This is a genomic window from Proteiniphilum sp. LBM24028 (assembly GCF_056629195.1).
On the sequence record NZ_CM152817.1, the window covers coordinates 2,315,294 to 2,332,886 of the forward strand.

12 protein-coding genes are annotated in these 17,593 nt (G+C 40.1%); 11 read left to right on the forward strand and 1 reads right to left on the reverse strand.

Annotated features, from left to right (window positions below; genetic code table 11):
* Positions 1-72 precede the first annotated feature (72 nt).
* Positions 73-846 carry a class I SAM-dependent methyltransferase gene (locus AC1HCU_RS09215; protein WP_480365341.1) on the forward strand — a complete coding sequence of 258 codons (774 nt, stop codon included), beginning with the start codon at positions 73-75 and terminating at the stop codon, positions 844-846.
* Between the two features lie 286 nt (positions 847-1,132).
* Here the strand turns inward: AC1HCU_RS09215 and AC1HCU_RS09220 are convergent, their stop codons facing one another.
* Positions 1,133-2,188, reverse strand: a complete 1,056-nt coding sequence (locus AC1HCU_RS09220; protein WP_480365343.1) for a winged helix DNA-binding domain-containing protein — start codon at positions 2,186-2,188, stop codon at positions 1,133-1,135.
* Between the two features lie 450 nt (positions 2,189-2,638).
* On the opposite strand from AC1HCU_RS09220, the gene AC1HCU_RS09225 reads away from it, so the two are divergent.
* The 10 genes from AC1HCU_RS09225 (at position 2,639) to AC1HCU_RS09270 (ending at position 17,583) form a co-directional block, all read left to right on the forward strand.
* The gene (locus AC1HCU_RS09225) at positions 2,639-3,697 is read left to right on the forward strand and encodes an ecotin family protein (RefSeq protein ID WP_480365345.1); all 1,059 of its coding nucleotides are present in this window, start codon (positions 2,639-2,641) and stop codon (positions 3,695-3,697) included.
* Between the two features lie 123 nt (positions 3,698-3,820).
* A complete protein-coding gene (locus AC1HCU_RS09230) occupies positions 3,821-4,528 on the forward strand; it encodes a hypothetical protein (RefSeq protein WP_480365346.1) in 708 nt (235 codons plus the stop codon).
* A gap of 18 nt (positions 4,529-4,546) precedes the next feature.
* Complete coding sequence (locus tag AC1HCU_RS09235) at positions 4,547-4,702, forward strand: DUF6326 family protein (protein ID WP_480365348.1); 156 nt, start codon at positions 4,547-4,549, stop codon at positions 4,700-4,702.
* A gap of 31 nt (positions 4,703-4,733) precedes the next feature.
* Positions 4,734-5,369, forward strand: a complete 636-nt coding sequence (locus AC1HCU_RS09240; protein WP_480365350.1) for a hypothetical protein — start codon at positions 4,734-4,736, stop codon at positions 5,367-5,369.
* A 555-nt stretch (positions 5,370-5,924) separates the two neighbouring features.
* Positions 5,925-7,124, forward strand: a complete 1,200-nt coding sequence (locus tag AC1HCU_RS09245) for an MFS transporter (protein ID WP_480365352.1) — start codon at positions 5,925-5,927, stop codon at positions 7,122-7,124.
* A gap of 245 nt (positions 7,125-7,369) precedes the next feature.
* Positions 7,370-7,996: an RNA polymerase sigma factor gene (locus tag AC1HCU_RS09250; RefSeq protein ID WP_480365354.1), complete on the forward strand. Its 627-nt coding sequence runs from the start codon at positions 7,370-7,372 to the stop codon at positions 7,994-7,996.
* 129 nt (positions 7,997-8,125) lie between these two features.
* The gene (locus AC1HCU_RS09255) at positions 8,126-9,277 is read left to right on the forward strand and encodes a FecR family protein (RefSeq protein WP_480365356.1); all 1,152 of its coding nucleotides are present in this window, start codon (positions 8,126-8,128) and stop codon (positions 9,275-9,277) included.
* Between the two features lie 192 nt (positions 9,278-9,469).
* Positions 9,470-12,931, forward strand: coding sequence for a TonB-dependent receptor (locus AC1HCU_RS09260; RefSeq protein WP_480365358.1), 3,462 nt, complete (start codon positions 9,470-9,472; stop codon positions 12,929-12,931).
* A gap of 11 nt (positions 12,932-12,942) precedes the next feature.
* Positions 12,943-14,718, forward strand: coding sequence for a RagB/SusD family nutrient uptake outer membrane protein (locus tag AC1HCU_RS09265; protein WP_480365361.1), 1,776 nt, complete (start codon positions 12,943-12,945; stop codon positions 14,716-14,718).
* Positions 14,719-14,748: 30 nt separating this feature from the next.
* Positions 14,749-17,583, forward strand: a complete 2,835-nt coding sequence (locus AC1HCU_RS09270; protein ID WP_480365363.1) for a SusC/RagA family TonB-linked outer membrane protein — start codon at positions 14,749-14,751, stop codon at positions 17,581-17,583.
* Positions 17,584-17,593 lie beyond the last annotated feature (10 nt).

Below are 17,593 nucleotides of genomic sequence, written 5' to 3' on the forward strand. Positions count from 1 at the left end.
ATATTCACACAGGGTGGTTTCAAACAAGTCCCGAAAGATGCTTGTTGCATCACCTTACTATTCAAAAACATCATGAGTAACGAAAACAGTTCAATACACGACTTCGACTTCAACCTTATCTGCGAATATTTCTCCCACATGGACCGGCAAGGTCCCGGCAGTGCGGAGGTGACGCTGAGGGCGCTCAGCTTTATTGAGTCCCTCACCAACAGTGCCCGTATTGCCGATATCGGCTGCGGCACGGGGGGACAGACCATGATACTGGCGCAGCACTGCCCGGGCCGGATCACCGGCATTGACCTCTTCCCGCATTTCATCGACCTTTTTAACGGGAATGCGGCAGCGCTTGACCTGCAGGACCGGGTGAAGGGAATCCAGGGTGATATGGCTGCACTTCCCTTCACAAAGGAGGAACTGGACCTGATCTGGTCGGAAGGAGCCATCTACCATATCGGCTTTGAGAAGGGAATGAGCGAGTGGCGTAAGTTTCTGAAGAAAGGCGGATACATTGCCGTCACGGAAGCATCATGGTTCACTGTGGAACGCCCTGCCGAGATCCAGAGTTTCTGGGTAGATGCCTATCCGGAGATCAGCACCATCTCCCAAAATGTGGCAAAGATGGAGCAGGCGGGCTATCTGCCCGTGGCGACCTTTATTTTACCGGAAGAGTGTTGGACGGACCATTTCTATGCACCGCAGGCTGCTGTTGAAAAGATCTTCCTGCAGGAGCATGCGGGTAACCCCACAGCCGAAATGCTGGTTCGGGAACAGCGACGCGAACGGGAGTTGTATGACCGGTACAAAGAGTACTACGGGTATGTCTTCTATATAGGAAAGAAGATCTGAGTTCATTCCGAGAGGAGGGTGTATCATAATGTGATTTCACCCTCTTTTTATTCGGATACCTATCTGAGAACATATCCCAATATTCATTTCTCAGGAGGTTAAATTTTATTTTGAGACAGCCTCTCTCTTTCACTTTTGCCCCCATTCTCATGATTTTCAACGTCCATCGGGAACAACCACTCGGCGACCTGCCGGACGTTGCCTGATTTAAAAAGAGGCTGAAATGATTGGCAGCGTTGCCAGGTAAACTGAAAGAACCGCTGATAACCGGCGAAGCGTTGCATCCCTACGCATAAAATTGCTCCAGCCGTGCTACTTCCGGCTGAAAAAGGCGGATGGTATTTTTCGGTACGTTACCAAAGAAAGTAAGTGTGATCCGTGGAACGTTCTTCTTCATGCTCTTTTTCCAGGAACCAATGGCCGTGCCGTTCAGCATGATGGTGGGAGAAAAAATACCATTTCTGGTTATCACTTTGCTGTAATGCGCCTCTTCGATTATTCCGGAGCGATCTTTATAGCTTACCACAAACTCATCAAATGGCGCCAGAAGCAGGGCTGAATCCTGATCTGGAGAAGGTGTCCGGATATCATTGGACATCCAGTACTCCCTTTCGTTTACTGTCTCCCGGATGAAACGGGGACGGATCATCTCCATCGCCTGCCGGCACTCGGTAGCCGACAAGCCGGACCACCAGTTGAAATCCTGCAAGGTGGCCGGGCCGTGGCTGGAGAAGTACCGGCATGCAAGTCGCTCCAGGGCTTCCTCGCGGGATATATCCCGAATACGGGAGACCCACTCCTCCAGCAGTGTGAAGGTCTGCCGGTTGCCGTCCAGTATACCGTTCACGATCACCCCCTCCAGCTCCGCAAAGGAGAGCAACAGCGACAGATGATTGTCATCGAGGATCACCTTCCTCTCCGCCAGGGCATTGCCCATCTCCTGTTTTGTAAGATGCATACCTCCGGAGAGGAGCTCCCCGATAAGGGGAATGTAACTGTACAACAATGTTTCATCGGCACCCAACATCTTCGCATAGGAACGGTAGACGGGCTTCAACCGGGGATAGGAAAGCGTGTACATCCACCATAGATCTTCCGCGGCCACAAAATGCCAGGTGGGGCGCAGGATGTGGGTGCGAATCACCTCACCCCGGTTAAGGGCATCCGTAATACTTTTCGCTGTATGGCCCTGCAATCGTGAGCCGATGGCCCACTTTGCCATATCCAGTGCCTGCGACTGCATCGCCCCCATGCGGGCTACCACTTCTCGCGGTTCCTTTAATTCATGCAGGGTCAGCAATTGGTTATAAAGACGGATATGCTGCAGTTCACCAGGGGTCATAAATAATCTCGGATATAAAACTCCAAATGTACATAAATTTTCAACCACCACAATACCATAAAATGTATAAATAGTTTGCAATGCCAGGAAAAAGTTGTACCGTTGCGAAATCGGTTCCTCTTCCCTTGACACAGCCCCACTGCCGCATTTAAATTTTCAATAAAGTCTGTTGTCGGCACTACAAAATCATTTCTGAGCCATAATTCCACATAAAGATAATGCAACGGCACAATGGCGGAGAAGACGGCAGACTGTTGACGAGAGTATTGTCAACAAAAGTCTTTGTTTTTACAAATCATAACAAATATCCATGCAAGGTTTTTTAAATAAATAGATTAGAAATATAAACCAAAGTATATCTGAAACAATTTACAAAGAAAACCGTTGAACTATATGATTAACTAAAACCACGTACTTCTTTAAAAAAAGAGTCAATAAAAACATAAAATTATGAGAACAAGGAATTTAATCATGCTGTCCTGTAGCCTTTTGCTGTCTACATCAGTTCCAGCACAAAATCTGTCAGGAAATAATGACGGAAACAACAAAATCACAACAGAAGATTTTCCTGCGGCCCAGTCGAATCAAAAACAGGTCGTAATCAAGTTACCGGCAAAAGCAGATCCTAAAAACGAAAGGGATTACAAAGTGGAACTTATTGCCGGAAAAAATATGATGGTGGACTGTAATCATCACGGACTAAACGGGATTATAGAAGAAGAGACATTGGAAGGATCAGGCTTTAAATATTATACGTTTACTACTACAGGCGATGTATGGGCTACCCGAATGGGATGCCCGGAAAATAGCAACCACGAGGAGTTTGTGACGGCCAAGCCCTTGTTGATTGAATACAACAGTCAGGTTCCGGTAGTGGTATATGTGCCTGCGGGCTATGAAATAAAATACCGTGTATGGAGTGCCGGGGAAATCATGGAAGCCGGTAATCCCGCAGACAATTATGCCGTAAATGACGATGCACTCTATCAGACATGGGAATGGGCAAGCTCCGAGGGCGGATACACAGGCGGCAAGACGGCACTGAAAAACACCGGTTTAAGTAAGATCTATACCTTCAAGAAAGATGGTACCTATCTACACTACAAGAACAGGAAAATGGTACCGGCAGGAAAATTCCAATTGAGTAACGACTTTTCCATCTTCATCAAAGGTAAGCTTCCCATGATAGAACTTGCCGGTAAAGACAGAAAAATGTCATACATGTTTAACGGAAGGGATACGCTTATCCTGTCTGAAGAATGTTATGATTGCTACAAGCATGTATATGTCCGTAAATCAAAAAACATAACCCCCATATTATCCAAAATACAGGATTGTCCGGATGTGATGATAGAAAATCGCATGCCTCGGATTATCGATCGGAATGTGAAGACCAAACCGGCTCCCTCTTCCTACTATATTTATAAAGGGAAGCGTCGCGAAATCTCCGAATTTGATGCGGAATGGGTGAAAAAGAATTGTGATGTAAAAGTTGAATTAGTATACTAGGCATCGGGTCAACAAACACATAAAGTATTCTTAAATTCAAATCCTGGTAAAACCCCAAATTCAACAGCACAACCTGTAATTTCAGGGAAAAATACCCGGCAACGTCGCCATGATGGCTGCCCAGTGAAGAGCGATACAGGAGAACCATATGACATAACGATTGTGGACGAAAACTTTGAACCTCTTGGCGTGCTGGGTCAAAACATTATTCCCAATCAGTGGGCGTATTTGGATGTTACATTTGACACCCTTATTAACAGATATTACTATGTGGTATTTTACAAAGCCGGAACAGAAGAGCCCTATAAGGGGGGCGACATCAATTCCAGTGTCACCTCGGGTGATGAATACGGATTTACCTATGTGAATGGGGAAAATGTCTACAATCCCCCGGCACCCGATCCCAACACCAATAAAGTGGGCTTTTTTCTGGCCGACCCTTTATTCAAAGATGCGATTGACATTGTGGCGAAAACATCCATTTATATAAGTAATCCCGACGGCAGTTCTACGATAAAAGAAGAGAAAATGGTTCTTGTCAAGGATTTAAAACCTTTTCAGTGGAAGTATGTGGATTACACACCCCAAAGCATGTTTGCCAGCCCCGATATTTATAGGATCGAACTATCCTATTACAAGTCGGGTACCGATATAATCGCTTTTCCCACCGGGTCAGAATACACGGAAAACAATGAAATAGACTTGACAAAAAAGGAGAAGAGTACGTTTCCCGTGTTAGACCAACGAGGAAGAGTGGTCAGTTATCTTATAAGTATTGAAAAGATCCGGGAAAATGATTTTATCAAACAATTCAGTGCGGTAGACTGGTAAATAAATAGATTGTCAAACATGATCTTCGGAGTGGTTTTAACGCTTGTACAAGCCGGATCGCTTTTTGCAGATTCTAACACGTTACATTATATCTTTTTCTCCATGATTGAAATATCCACCTCTGTTTTCATTTTCCTTTATGCCTGGAGATGGAAAGAAAAAAGTGAGCTCTGATTTATTATTTGTATATTAGCACAAAAAAGTTATGAAACATATTTCAATTTTAATCTTCATCTTTATGGTCGCAGCCTCTTGTCATACAAAGACCAAAGAGACTGGATCGTCGTCCGCACAATACAATGACACAGTAGTCACGCCTGCTGACACAACCTATCTTATCGGAATGGATATTCCTGAGTATAAAGATTTGCCTCGTCAGTTTGTAGCCAATCATGACCGTTCAATGACCTACCATATGAATTTAATGGAATCATTTGAAGCGGCGGGATACGGCACCTATTCAACCCGTCCCGATTATTATGGCGGATCGTACATCGACGACAATGGAAATTTTGTCATCCTTATAAAAGGCAATCCTTCGGATTATCGCGCCGAAATTGAAGAGCGTATAAAAGGAAAAGATGTTATTTTCAAACAGACTGATATTTCTTTTGTCGAGCTCAATGAAATAATGGATACGATTAATATATGCGCGTCTGAAAACAGACAAAATAACAAAATCGCTCAAAACATCCTCAGTGTGGCTTTGGATGAAGTAAACAGTCGAATAAGAGTGGGATTGAAAGATTTTAACCCTCAGGCCATTGAAGAGTTTAAAGAAGAAGTAATGAATTCTCCCTATATTGAATTTGAACAAGGAGGTTATATTCAACTTGAGTGAATTCATATTTTACTTTTTGATATATTCGTTCATCCGGGGTTGTGTAAATTAAACTGTGTAATGAAAAATATTGAATTCATATTGTTGTCAACAAATTAATCGAAAAGTTTAAATCTCTCCGTAAAATGAATGGCCGGTTGCCGGGCTGTCCGGTCCCGGTCTTTCAAGGGCATTCTCCTTTTCTGTCCGATCCTTGTTTACAGCCTGATAAACAGGCTCAAGATCCTTTATAAATGATTTTTGATACTTGCCGACAATATATTAAGGGATTTGCGTATCTGATGAACAATCCCTGTCGGTACTGGTACTGTTCCTATTTTTGACAAAACGTGAACTACGCACAGATTTTCAATTCAAATAAAATGTCAAAGCACTCGGGCATGGGTCATCTCTGAATAATTATTATCGCAACAGCAATTATCCGGATAAGAAAGTTACGTATATTTGTGTGTTCTCCCGACATCGCCTTCGGCTCGTCGGGAGAACGGACGGAGGATATTTGAAATTTTTCGTTTTATTTCCAACTCTGTTTCTCTACATGTAAGGTATACTGTAATGGAAGACAAAAAAATATTTGGATTACAGAGAAATGTGTTTTTCACCGGATTGACCAGCTTTTTTACCGATACATCCACAAAAATGATTTATAGCGTGATGCCTCTCTTTCTGTTATCGATTGGCGCATCGAAAACGTCCATTTCACTGATTGAGGGTATCGCAGAAAGTACGGCATCCCTATTTAAAGCTTTTTCAGGACATTGGAGCGATAAAATCGGCAAGAATAAGCCGTTTATGCTGATCGGTTATGGGGTAACGGCATTGATAACGCCGCTATATGCTTTGGTCAGGTTGCCTATTCATGTTTTATTCTTCAGATTTATCGAAAGAATAGGCAAAGGTTTAAGAGCTGCCCCAAGAGATAGTCTTATTAGCAGTTCAGTTTCTAAAAGCGAAACCGGTAAAAATTTCGGATTTCACAAGGCAATGGATAATAGCGGAGCAATATTGGGCCCTCTGGCCGCCTTCCTGCTGTTATACTTTTTCCCATTAAACTATACCAATATTTTTTTCATAGCCACTATTCCTGCAATATTAGGTGTCGTTACAATTGCCGTATTCATCAAAGAAGCAAAAGTGGTGAAAAATGACAAGAAAAGCACATTCCATTTAAACCAATTACCGAAAAAGTTCTATTTCTTTTTGTTTATTGTGTTTATTTTCACGCTCGGCAATTCGGCTGACGCCTTGTTGCTTGTCAAAACTGCCGAAACGGGTATCGACAAATCGTACGTTCCCTTTGTGTATATGATTTTTAATACGGTTTCTGTTTTTTTGGCAATACCTGTCGGGAAAATCTCCGATAAGAGAGGACGCGAAGTATTGATTATTCTGGGATTCATTGTTTATTCAATCGTATATTTCTTCTTTGGAAAATTCAACAGTTTAAACGTTTTTCTTGTTTTATTTGTATTTTACGGATTATATAGTGCATTGGTAGATGGCAGTCAAAAAGCCCTAATATCGGACATTGTTAGTAAAGAGTTGAAAGGTACCGGATTTGGGCTTTATCACGCTGTGCTCGGAATAACGCTTCTCCCTGCCAGCCTCATAGCCGGTTTGTTGTATGACCACGTCAATTCAAATGCACCGTTTTATTTCGGTTCTCTAATGGCATTACTTGCTGCGGTTTCAATGATTGTATTTACAATAATAAATAAACATAACTCACACTTGCCTGTTGTTCCAACAACTTAATTTGCCAAACCGTGTATCTAAAACCGAAAAAAAACTGCACGAAGATTATAACCAGTCGACCAGGCCTATGAAAGAAGTAGCACAGGAAATCAAGACCATTTTCGACCCCTATTTTCAAGCGCCCATTAAAGTCTGTTAATTTGCGATGTTAAAAATAAAAAAAAGTACCTGCATAAAATTAATTATGTAATTTTGTCTTGATATATCTTTGGTCACCAAATAAATAACATAAACTTTAAATAAAAGTGCAGAAAAACAACAGACAAATTGAAGTAAATAAATATTGGAAGATGTTTCTAGAAAACAAAAATGGATACGATGCTTTTTCTTTCATCTACAATTTTTACGTCAATGATCTTTTGTCTTATGGTGTGAGTTTGGGCTTCAATGAAGACACATGTAGAGATGCTGTTCACGATATATTTTATAAAATACTTATTGAGAAAAATAAATTTATAAAAGTAGAGAATTTAACGGCTTATTTGTTTATTTCTATAAGAAATTATCTTCTAAATATCCAAAAAAAAAATCGTAATATATCTGATTATCCAGATTTTAGTTTTGAAAATATTCCTTTTTCCACCGAAATAACAACTTTAGAATCACTAATTAACAAAGAGGATACTACAAAACTAAAACAAACCGTTGAAAATCTATTGAATGACTTGACTCCGCGCCAAAGAGAAGTTATTTATTTAAGGTATATGCAAGAGATGGATTATGAAGATATTGCCGTACTTATGGGGATAAATTATAATTCGGCAAGAAGGCTTGTCCATCGGAGTATCGAGCATCTACGATCCATAAATAAAGATTCGGGAAAACCCTTATTTGTTATTTTAGTGGCACTTACCTACTATTGTTATCTGTAAACTCCTTTCTGAAATGTTAATTTTTTGTTTTTTCTTTTGTTTTTGACTACAAAAGAGAAGTTCAATTGTCCCTTGTATATACGCATATGTTTTATGGGTTAATTCATGTGAATGAGTAAAACTAAAAAAATGAAGGAGAATAGATTTACATACAACCCTTATTTCTTGGAAAACAAAAAATTTATCCAATGGAGGTTAACGCGAACGCCAGAGCTGGAAGATTTTTGGATCTCTTATATTCACGAAAATCCCGATCTCGAAGAAGAGTTGTGGAAAGCCATCGAAGTATTTGATAAAATAGAAATCAATAAAAGGAGATTCAAGGATACGGACGTTCTATATGACCGAATTATTGAAAGCACCTTGTACAGTAAGCATAAAAAGAAACGGTTCCTTTATTCCATTTCGAGCGCCGCAGCCATCGCCCTGTTATTGCTTGCGACTACTTTCTATTTTATCCGGAAAGACAGTAGCTCAAAAGAAGCTATAAGCGCAGAGGTTATCGGTAAAACTCTTCCCGAACAAGAGGTGATGCTGTTAGCGGGAGGAAAAGAGATCGTCCTGAGCCAGAATGTTACGGTTCAATTGAATAATGGGCAGATTTCCTATACCGACAGCACGAATACCGAAAAGATATTTGAAGCAAACAGTATACAGACGAATAAACTCATTGTCCCTGACGGGAAACGTTCTTTTCTTGTCCTTGCCGATGGAAGCAAGGTCTGGATAAATTCGGGTACGGAGTTGGAATTCCCCACAAAATTTTCGGGAAAAACACGTGAAATCAAAGTCAACGGGGAAATCTACATAGATGTAGTCCGATTGGATAAACAACCGTTTATCGTCCATACCCCCGATCTGGATGTCCAGGTTTTCGGAACCCGTTTCAACGTGTCGGCTTACACCTCCGATAAAACCTCATCGGTTGTTTTGGTAAACGGAAGGGTAGAAGTGAAAACCAGAGACAATCAATCAATCCGGATGAATCCCAACGAAAAGGTTGAATTTCGCGATGGAGGCATGAATAAGGAAAGTGTGGACGTTTCTTTATACACAAGTTGGGTAGAAGGGGTATTCATATTTAACCGGACCCCGGTTTCGGAGTTATTTAAAAAGGTTGGCCGCTACTACAACGTCTCTTTCGAAAATGTCGAAAGCGATAAAAGGATTACGGGAAAACTTTATTTATCGGAAAATCTGCAGGATGTCCTGGCATCGATTTCCCTTTTGACCGGAAAAGATTATACGATAGAAAACAACATCATTAGTGTAATAAAATAAACAAGATTCTGCCTATGGATAAACGGGAATAAAAAAAGTCGAGCGATGTTGCTGCACCGCTCGACCAAAGAAAGATTAATTCACAAGATAATCCTCATTATTTCGTAAACTAAAATTCAATACAAATGTATGAAACAAAAAATTAACTGTAAAATTATTATACCGAAAAGATACGATCGGATTCTAAAAATCATGAAGATCTCAACCCTATTCCTCTTTTTGTGTGTATTTTGTGCATTGGGGGAGAACATTTATTCGCAAAACAACGAAATCTCTCTGGATCTGGAGAATGTGTCGACGAAGGATGCATTTACAAAGATAGAGCAAGAGGCGGGTTATGTTTTTATATTTAACGAAGATGTGGAGGTCAGACTCAAAAAAAGCGTAACCATTAATGTTGAAAATAAAGCGATAGAGACTATTTTATCCCAATTATTGAAAGGTACCGGCCTTGATTACCGGATCATCGCAAAACAGGTCACTCTTTACGTAAATAACAGACTGGAAAAACAGGTTACTACAACCTCCCCCACCCTTTTAACTGTAAAGTCTCAGCAGCAAGGAAAAACAATAAAAGGGACAGTGATAGACGAGCAAGGAGAGCCTCTCCCGGGAGTAACTATCGTGGTAAAAGGAACAGCAATGGGAACAACTACCGATGTTGACGGTAATTATATGTTGCACAATCTTCCCGGTACTCCCGTTCTCATCTTTTCGTTTGTCGGCATGCAACCGCAGGAGATCACCGTTGGAAACAGAACCACGATCAACGTAACGATGCAAGAAGAGGCCATAGGTCTTGAAGAAGTTGTTGCGGTGGGATACGGTGTACAACGAAAAGAGAGTGTGGTGGGTGCTATCTCCCAAGCATCATCCAAAGAATTAACAAGAAAAGGGTATGTCTCCGATTTTAAGCAAGCTTTATCCGGACAACTTCCTGGATTAGTGACAATCACATCTTCTGGGGAACCGGGTGGAGTGAAAGGAGAAAGTGCCACTTCTATTTTTATTCGCGGTCAAAACACATGGAACGGAGGGCAACCTTTGATTCTGGTAGATGGCGTTGAAAGGGATATGAGTAATGTAGATGTCAGCGAGGTTCAAAGTATTTCCATATTAAAGGATGCATCAGCCACAGCTGTTTTTGGCGTAAAAGGTGCTAATGGAGTGATATTGATAACTACGAAAAGAGGAGAAGAGGGGAAAACAAACATCTCATTTTCATATAATACTACAGCTCAAATGTTGTCAAAAGTGCCTGAGACATTAGAATCTTTTGATGCAATACAGATGAGAAATTTAGCTATTGAACGTGAAACACCACTAAATGAACCTTCATGGTTGGATTATATTCCGTATGAAATTTCAACCCGATATAAATCACCGCGGCCAAAGGATTACGAGATGATATATCCGAATGTAGATTGGGAAAAAGCGATGTTTAAAGATGTCGGATTTTCCCATAAGGCCACAATAAGTGCTTCTGGCGGAAATAAATTTGTTCGCTACTTCGGTTCATTAGCATATCTTCACGAAGGAGATATGTTTAAGGACTATGACAATCATAAAGGATACAATCCCAATTATAATTTTGATCGTTTTAATTTCAGGAGCAACCTCGATTTTCAGGTTACCAAAACCACCAATATGAAAATGAACCTCTCCGGGTATTACAGCCAAAAAAATTCAAATTATAATGGTACAGAAGGTAGTCATGACTACCTGATGTGGCAGTCCATTTATTTTATGCCCCCCGATGTGTTTTTACCTCAGTATCCCGATGGTCGTTGGGGATGGACACCATTGGTAGGAAACCTGTATAATCCTGTGTCGGTAGTTAATAATGTAGGAGTTAGAAAACTAAGGCGGACACAACTGAATATTGATGTTGAATTAATCCAAAAGCTCGATTTTATTACAAAGGGATTAAGTACAAAGGCTGTATTAAACTATGACAATGCCATCACAGGTGAAGGAGGAATATATGATTCTACGAATTCAGTATGGCCTCTTATGGATACGAGCAATACACCTTTTGCAGTTATCAATCCGATGTTATATACCGGACCCGATCAGGATCCAAGTGAATATACCACCTATTATCCTATTGGAGGATTATATAAGTATGACTGGGTTCAGCAACCCTGGACAATTCGTCCTGAAAGCATAGGCTCTAGAGTAACCCGAAGATTGAAGTACCAAATTCAATTAAACTACTTACGGCAATTCGGACTGCATAATATAACTGCCATGGGAGTTTTTACGAGAGACGAATATGCAAGCGGGGATATGTTTAAAAATTACCGTGAAGATTGGGCATTTAGGACTACCTACGATTATGACACCCGTTATTTACTGGAGATAAATGGTGCATATAACGGTTCAGAGCAATTCGGCCCAAAATATAGATTCGATTTCTTCCCCTCGATAGGTATTGGATGGAATATCTCGAGTGAAAAGTTTTTCGATATAGATTGGATGAACAAGCTGAAATTACGCTATAGCTTGGGATATGTGGGTGACGACAGGGTAAACGCCCCCAGATGGTTATATTCCACTCGGTATTCATACGGAGGAGCTTCGAGACTGGTTGATAATATATCGAGTACAAGCCCTTATTTGTGGTATAAAGAATTGGCCGTTGGGAATCCGGATATTCACTGGGAAAAAGCTCAAAAGCAGAACTACGGAGCTGAAGTAGGGCTGTTAGATAATCTAGTTACTGTTAATTTTGAGTATTTCAAAGAAAAAAGGACTGATATTTTACTTGCAGGGGGCGGTAGAAGCATTCCTGATTTTTTTGGTGCTACACCTGCTCCCGCAAATGTCGGACAGGTAAATTCGGGCGGTTACGAACTGGAGCTAAAGTTTAATAAACGATTCCGTGAGTTGTACTTGTGGTCATCATTCGCTTTGACTCATGCGAAAAATGAAATTAAATTTGCAGATGATCCGGTATTGTTTCCCGATTACCAAAAAAAGCAGGGATTCCCCATAGGCCAAATAAAAACGCAGTTAAATACCGGATTTTACAATAACTGGGATGAAGTGTACGCGAGTGTTCAAACAGAGACAAATGATTTAGCTATGCTCCCCGGATATTATGATCTGCTCGATTTTAACGCTGATGGAGTTATCAATAGTTTTGACGCCGTTCCTTATGGTTACTCCGAGGTACCTCAAAACACTTTTAATGGTTCACTGGGTTTTGAATATAAGAATTTTAGCGTAATGGCGCAGCTGTATGGCGTGACAAATGTATCGCGCGTGATACCTTTAATGAATTTTGCAGCAAACACAAACGTGGTTTTTGATCATGTAAGGGATTATTGGTCAAAAGAGAATCAAAATGCTACCTCTTTTCTGCCCAGATGGAAGACGCAGGGAGAGAATATCGGAGATTATTATTTATATGATGCCTCTTATATCCGTCTTAAAACAGTTGAATTGGCTTATCTTTTTAACAGAAATGAAAATAGATGGCTTGAAAATACGGGAATAACCTCTCTTAGGTTGTATGTGAATGGAGATAATTTGTTTTTTTGGTCAAAACTTCCTGATGACAGGGAGGCTGCATGGTCTGGAGGATCTGCAAATACAGGTGCTTATCCTACAGTTAAAAGAATAAATTTTGGTATTAACCTAACATTTTAAAAACAAGCGAGATGAAAAAAACAATCTATATACCACTATTCATATTTTTGATATTGATCACTTCCTGTGAAAGTTACCTTGACAAGGCTCCTCAATCTGATATTGAGGAAAATGATGCTTTCAGAAATTTTATAAGTTTCCAGGGATTTGTGGAAGAGATGTACAATTGCATTACTGATTATAACAAAGTAGGGGCATGGAATGCATATCTGTTTGCCGACGAAACATTATATAACAACCCTTATGCATTTGATTTAGGAAACTATTGGGCTCAGGATCGCCCGTTTATGGGGAGAACTGCTGATACAGGCTTAAATCCTAAAAATAAGAGAGTATGGCCGTTGTGTTGGTATGGCATCCGGAAAGCTAACTTGGGACTAAGCAAACTTGATTTATTGACCGATGCAACCCAAGAGGAAAAAGACCTCATCAAAGGGCAATGTTTATTTTTCCGTGGATGGTTCCATTTTGAATTAATGCGCTATTGGGGTGGATTGCCCTATATCGATAAATTCTTGTCTTCAGCGGATGATTTAAAGTTACCCAGATTAAGTTACAGGGAAACAGCATTAAAGGCTGCTCAAGATTTTGAGGCTGCGGCAGAATTATTGCCACTTGACTGGGACCAAACTGTTGTTGGAAAAAGAACGTTGGGAGACAATCGTCAGCGTATTAATAAAATTCATGCGTTGGGTTACTTGGGCAAAGATCTATTGTATGCCGCAAGCCCAATGATGAATGAGGAGTCCACTGGACATAATTCCTACGATGCTGAACTGTGTAAACAGGCGGCAGATGTTTTTGGAAAAGCGATCGATCTTTGTGATAAAACAGGAGTGTATAAATTACAAAGTTGGAATAACTGGACCGATAATTTCTGGGTGTGGTCTCCCAGTAATACGAAAAATTCAGGTGGTACGGAAGTAATTATGAATCCGACCGTATATGACCGGGGCAGAGTGCGTTGGTCAACCGTTTGTGGAACTCTACCCACACAGTTTGGAGGAGGATATGCCGGAGTTGAGGTTCCTGCACATAACTTCGTTAAAAATTATGCGATGGCAAACGGATTGCCGATCGGGGACCCCGAGTCAGGTTATAACCCAAATGATCCGTGGGTAGGGCGTGAGCCGCGCTTTTATTCGGACATTATTGTTGACGGTGATCAGATGGTTAAAAGTACTGCTGGTGGAAATAATCGCTTTGCCCAATTATACAACGGAGGATTTCATCGGGCAACAACAGGTGGAAGTATTTCCGGTTATTATTATAAAAGGTTTTCGCCTATAGGATGCAATCCTTGGGACAAGGGATGGAATAATTTTCAGGCGTATGTCCCCTATCTACGTCTTGCAGATGTATATTTAATGTATGCCGAGGCTGTATTACAAGGATATGGCTCCGCCGCTTCCAGTTCCACCGTTTTAAGCCTTACGGCCGAAAGCGCTGTGAACAGGATTAGAAACAGGGCGCAACTTCCGAATCTCGTTTCAAAATATACTGCAACTAAAGAGGCGTTTATGGGAGAGATTATTCGTGAACGTGCTGTAGAGTTAGCTTATGAAGCTCATCGTTTTTGTGATCTTCGCAGATGGAACTTAAACGGTGAGATGGAATATAGAGAAAAAACGGCTATTGATTTTGATCGTGGGATAGATGGCAAACCTATCAATTTACAAGAAAGGATTATTATTACCAGGATTGTTGAAAAAAAACACAACTGGTTGCCATTACCGCTTTCAAACACTAATTTATATCCTGAATTTCCTCAGAATCCGGGGTGGTGATTCTAATATAATTATTTAAAATTGCGAAAAATGAATAATAAATATTTCAAAGCATTAGCCTTGTTCGTCTCTATAACCTTATTTTTTTACGAAGAGGCATTTGCCGAAAAAACAATCAATATTACTGAACAGGTGAATGAAGTTCAATTTTTACCTGTCAATGGAACAGCTATTCCTACGAATGATATCCTAAATGATACTGTAAATATTGCTTTTGGAAAAATAAGGCGCGAAAATATTGTAGGATCGGTAAGTTTTATTAATTCAGAACCAATATTAAAAAATGACAATGTTCAATTTACTTCTGATGCGATGCTTGCGCGCATTCCCGGCTTACTGGGTTTTAGCAATATACGGGGTATTGGTAATACTTTATTTATAGTTGATGGTTTGCCGCGGGATATATCGACAATCAACTTTGCTGAAGTAGAACAGGTAACTGTATTGAAAGATATCAATTCGTCGGTACTATATGGTAGTGCAGCTGTAAATGGAGTGGTTCAGATCACTACAAAAAGAGGCAATGCCAGAAAAAAACAGATTAACGTCACCGGTTATTACGGTATTTCGACACCCTCAATACTACCCAATTATTTATCATCGGCTGATTATATGACTTTGTATAATGAAGCACGTCAGAATGATGGCTTGTCAAAATTGTATGACGACGAATTGATAGCTAAATACCGTAGTGGAAGCAATTTATACATGTATCCCAATGTTGATTATTATTCTCGGGAATATCTCAGATCATTCAAACCGTTTTTCAAAACGATGGCTGAATTTTCTGGAGGTAATAATGTGGCAACTTACTATTCAAATGTCGGTTGGGAACAGATTGGAAGCATATTAAATTTTGGTGAAGGGAAGAAGAATCAAATGAACAGATTTAATATCAGAGGCAATGTAGATTTGAAAGTAAATTCCTTTATTACAGGGGCTATAGATGCCGTTGCCGTAATAACAAATGAGAAAGAGTCCATTTCAGATTATTGGGCCGGGGCTGCAACGCTGAAACCCAATTTATTCACGCCGCTGCTTCCTATAGACAACATAAGCCGGGAATTGAGAGAAACTTTGTTGTCATCCCGCAGAAACGATGTAGATGGAAAATACATCCTTGGTGGAACACAAAATTATTTAACCAACCCGATTGCCGACACCTATTTTGGTGGAGAAAACGTAAATGTACAAAATTATCTTTCTTTCAATAACAGGATTAAGGTTGACTTAAATAAAGTATTAGAGGGCTTATCTTTTCATACCAATTTCAGTTTTGATTACTTGTCACTCTATGATCAGTATATAGAGAATACTTATGCAGTATACGAAGCGAAAAAATGGGAAGGAGATACAATTGTAGAACTTTCAAAATATGGTAATGACACGAAGCCTGGAGTCCAAAAAATTAGAGATGCCAGTTATCAACGAAAGATAGGCTTCTATGGTATGTTTGATTATAAAAGAACATTGAATGAACGCCATCAGCTATCTGCTTCATTGTTGGGAATGGGTAATCTATATAAGGTTGCGGAAGATTATCAGAGTAACAAAAACTCCAATTTAGGGTTGCGGCTAAATTATATTTATAATCAAAAGTATATATTTGACTTTAGCAGTGCTTATACGCATTCGGTGAAATTAGCCGAAGGTTCCAGAAATGCTTTTTCGCCAACTTTCGGGTTTGCCTGGCTGATCAGTTCGGAGGATTTTATTACACCACTGAATTCAATCGATTATTTAAAGATTAAATTAACCGGAGGCATCATCAACAGCGATGCCGGGATAAATGGTTTCTATTTCCATATTAATCCATACGAATACAGTGGAAGTTATTCCTGGCAAGAAAAAGCATGGATGCAACAAGGGGTGAGGTCTCTTTACGGTAGTAATAAAAATTTAGGTTTTGAAAAGCGAAAGGACTTGAATTTAGGTATCGAAGGCCTCTTCTTCAACCGGATACTCGGATTGGAAGCAAATGTTTTTTACAGCTACTATTCAGATCAGGTCACTTTTTTTAAAGCAATGTTTCCCAGTTTTTATTCGAATTTCGTACCGTATGTAAATTTTGGAGAAAATGCTTACAGGGGAGCTGAAGTCGGATTGTCCTTTAATCACAAATATAAAGATTGGGAGATCGCTTTGGGAGCCAATGCTTTATATACAACATCTGACGTGAGGAAAAAAGATGAAATATACGCCAACGATTATCAGTATCGTAAAGGCCATCCGGTTGATGCTATCTTCGGATTGGAAGCCGAGGGGTTCTTCGCGGATGAAAATGATATTTCTAATCATGCATTCCAGGCGTTCGGGACTGTGAAGCCGGGTGATATAAAGTATGTTGACCAAAATAACGATGGAGTTGTGAACGAAGATGATGAAGTTCCAATCGGACGCGCACAGGCCCCGTTCTCTTACGGGTTGAATCTACTGTTGTCTTATAAGAATATTTCATTATTTACTATTGGTAATGGGCAGCTTGGGGCTGATTCATATATTAATGGCAGCTATTACCGGACAGATGGAGACAAGAAATATTCAGATTACCTATTGGGGCGTTGGACAGAAGAAACTAAAGCAACGGCAACTTATCCGCGCCTAACGACAATGGAAAGTACAAATAACTATCACAATTCAACTTTCTGGCTTTACAAAGATGATTATTTTACCTTGCAAAGAGTACAGCTGACTTATCAATTTCCTTCTAGAATAGCGGAATCACTGTTTATGAAAGGCCTGAATTTTTATTTTGCAGCTTCTAATCTGCTGACTATTTCTAAATATAGAGATATAAAAGAGTTAAGAATAGGTAGTGAACCTAACTACAGATCATTCTCGTTAGGTATGAAAATAATATTTTAAATCAAGAACG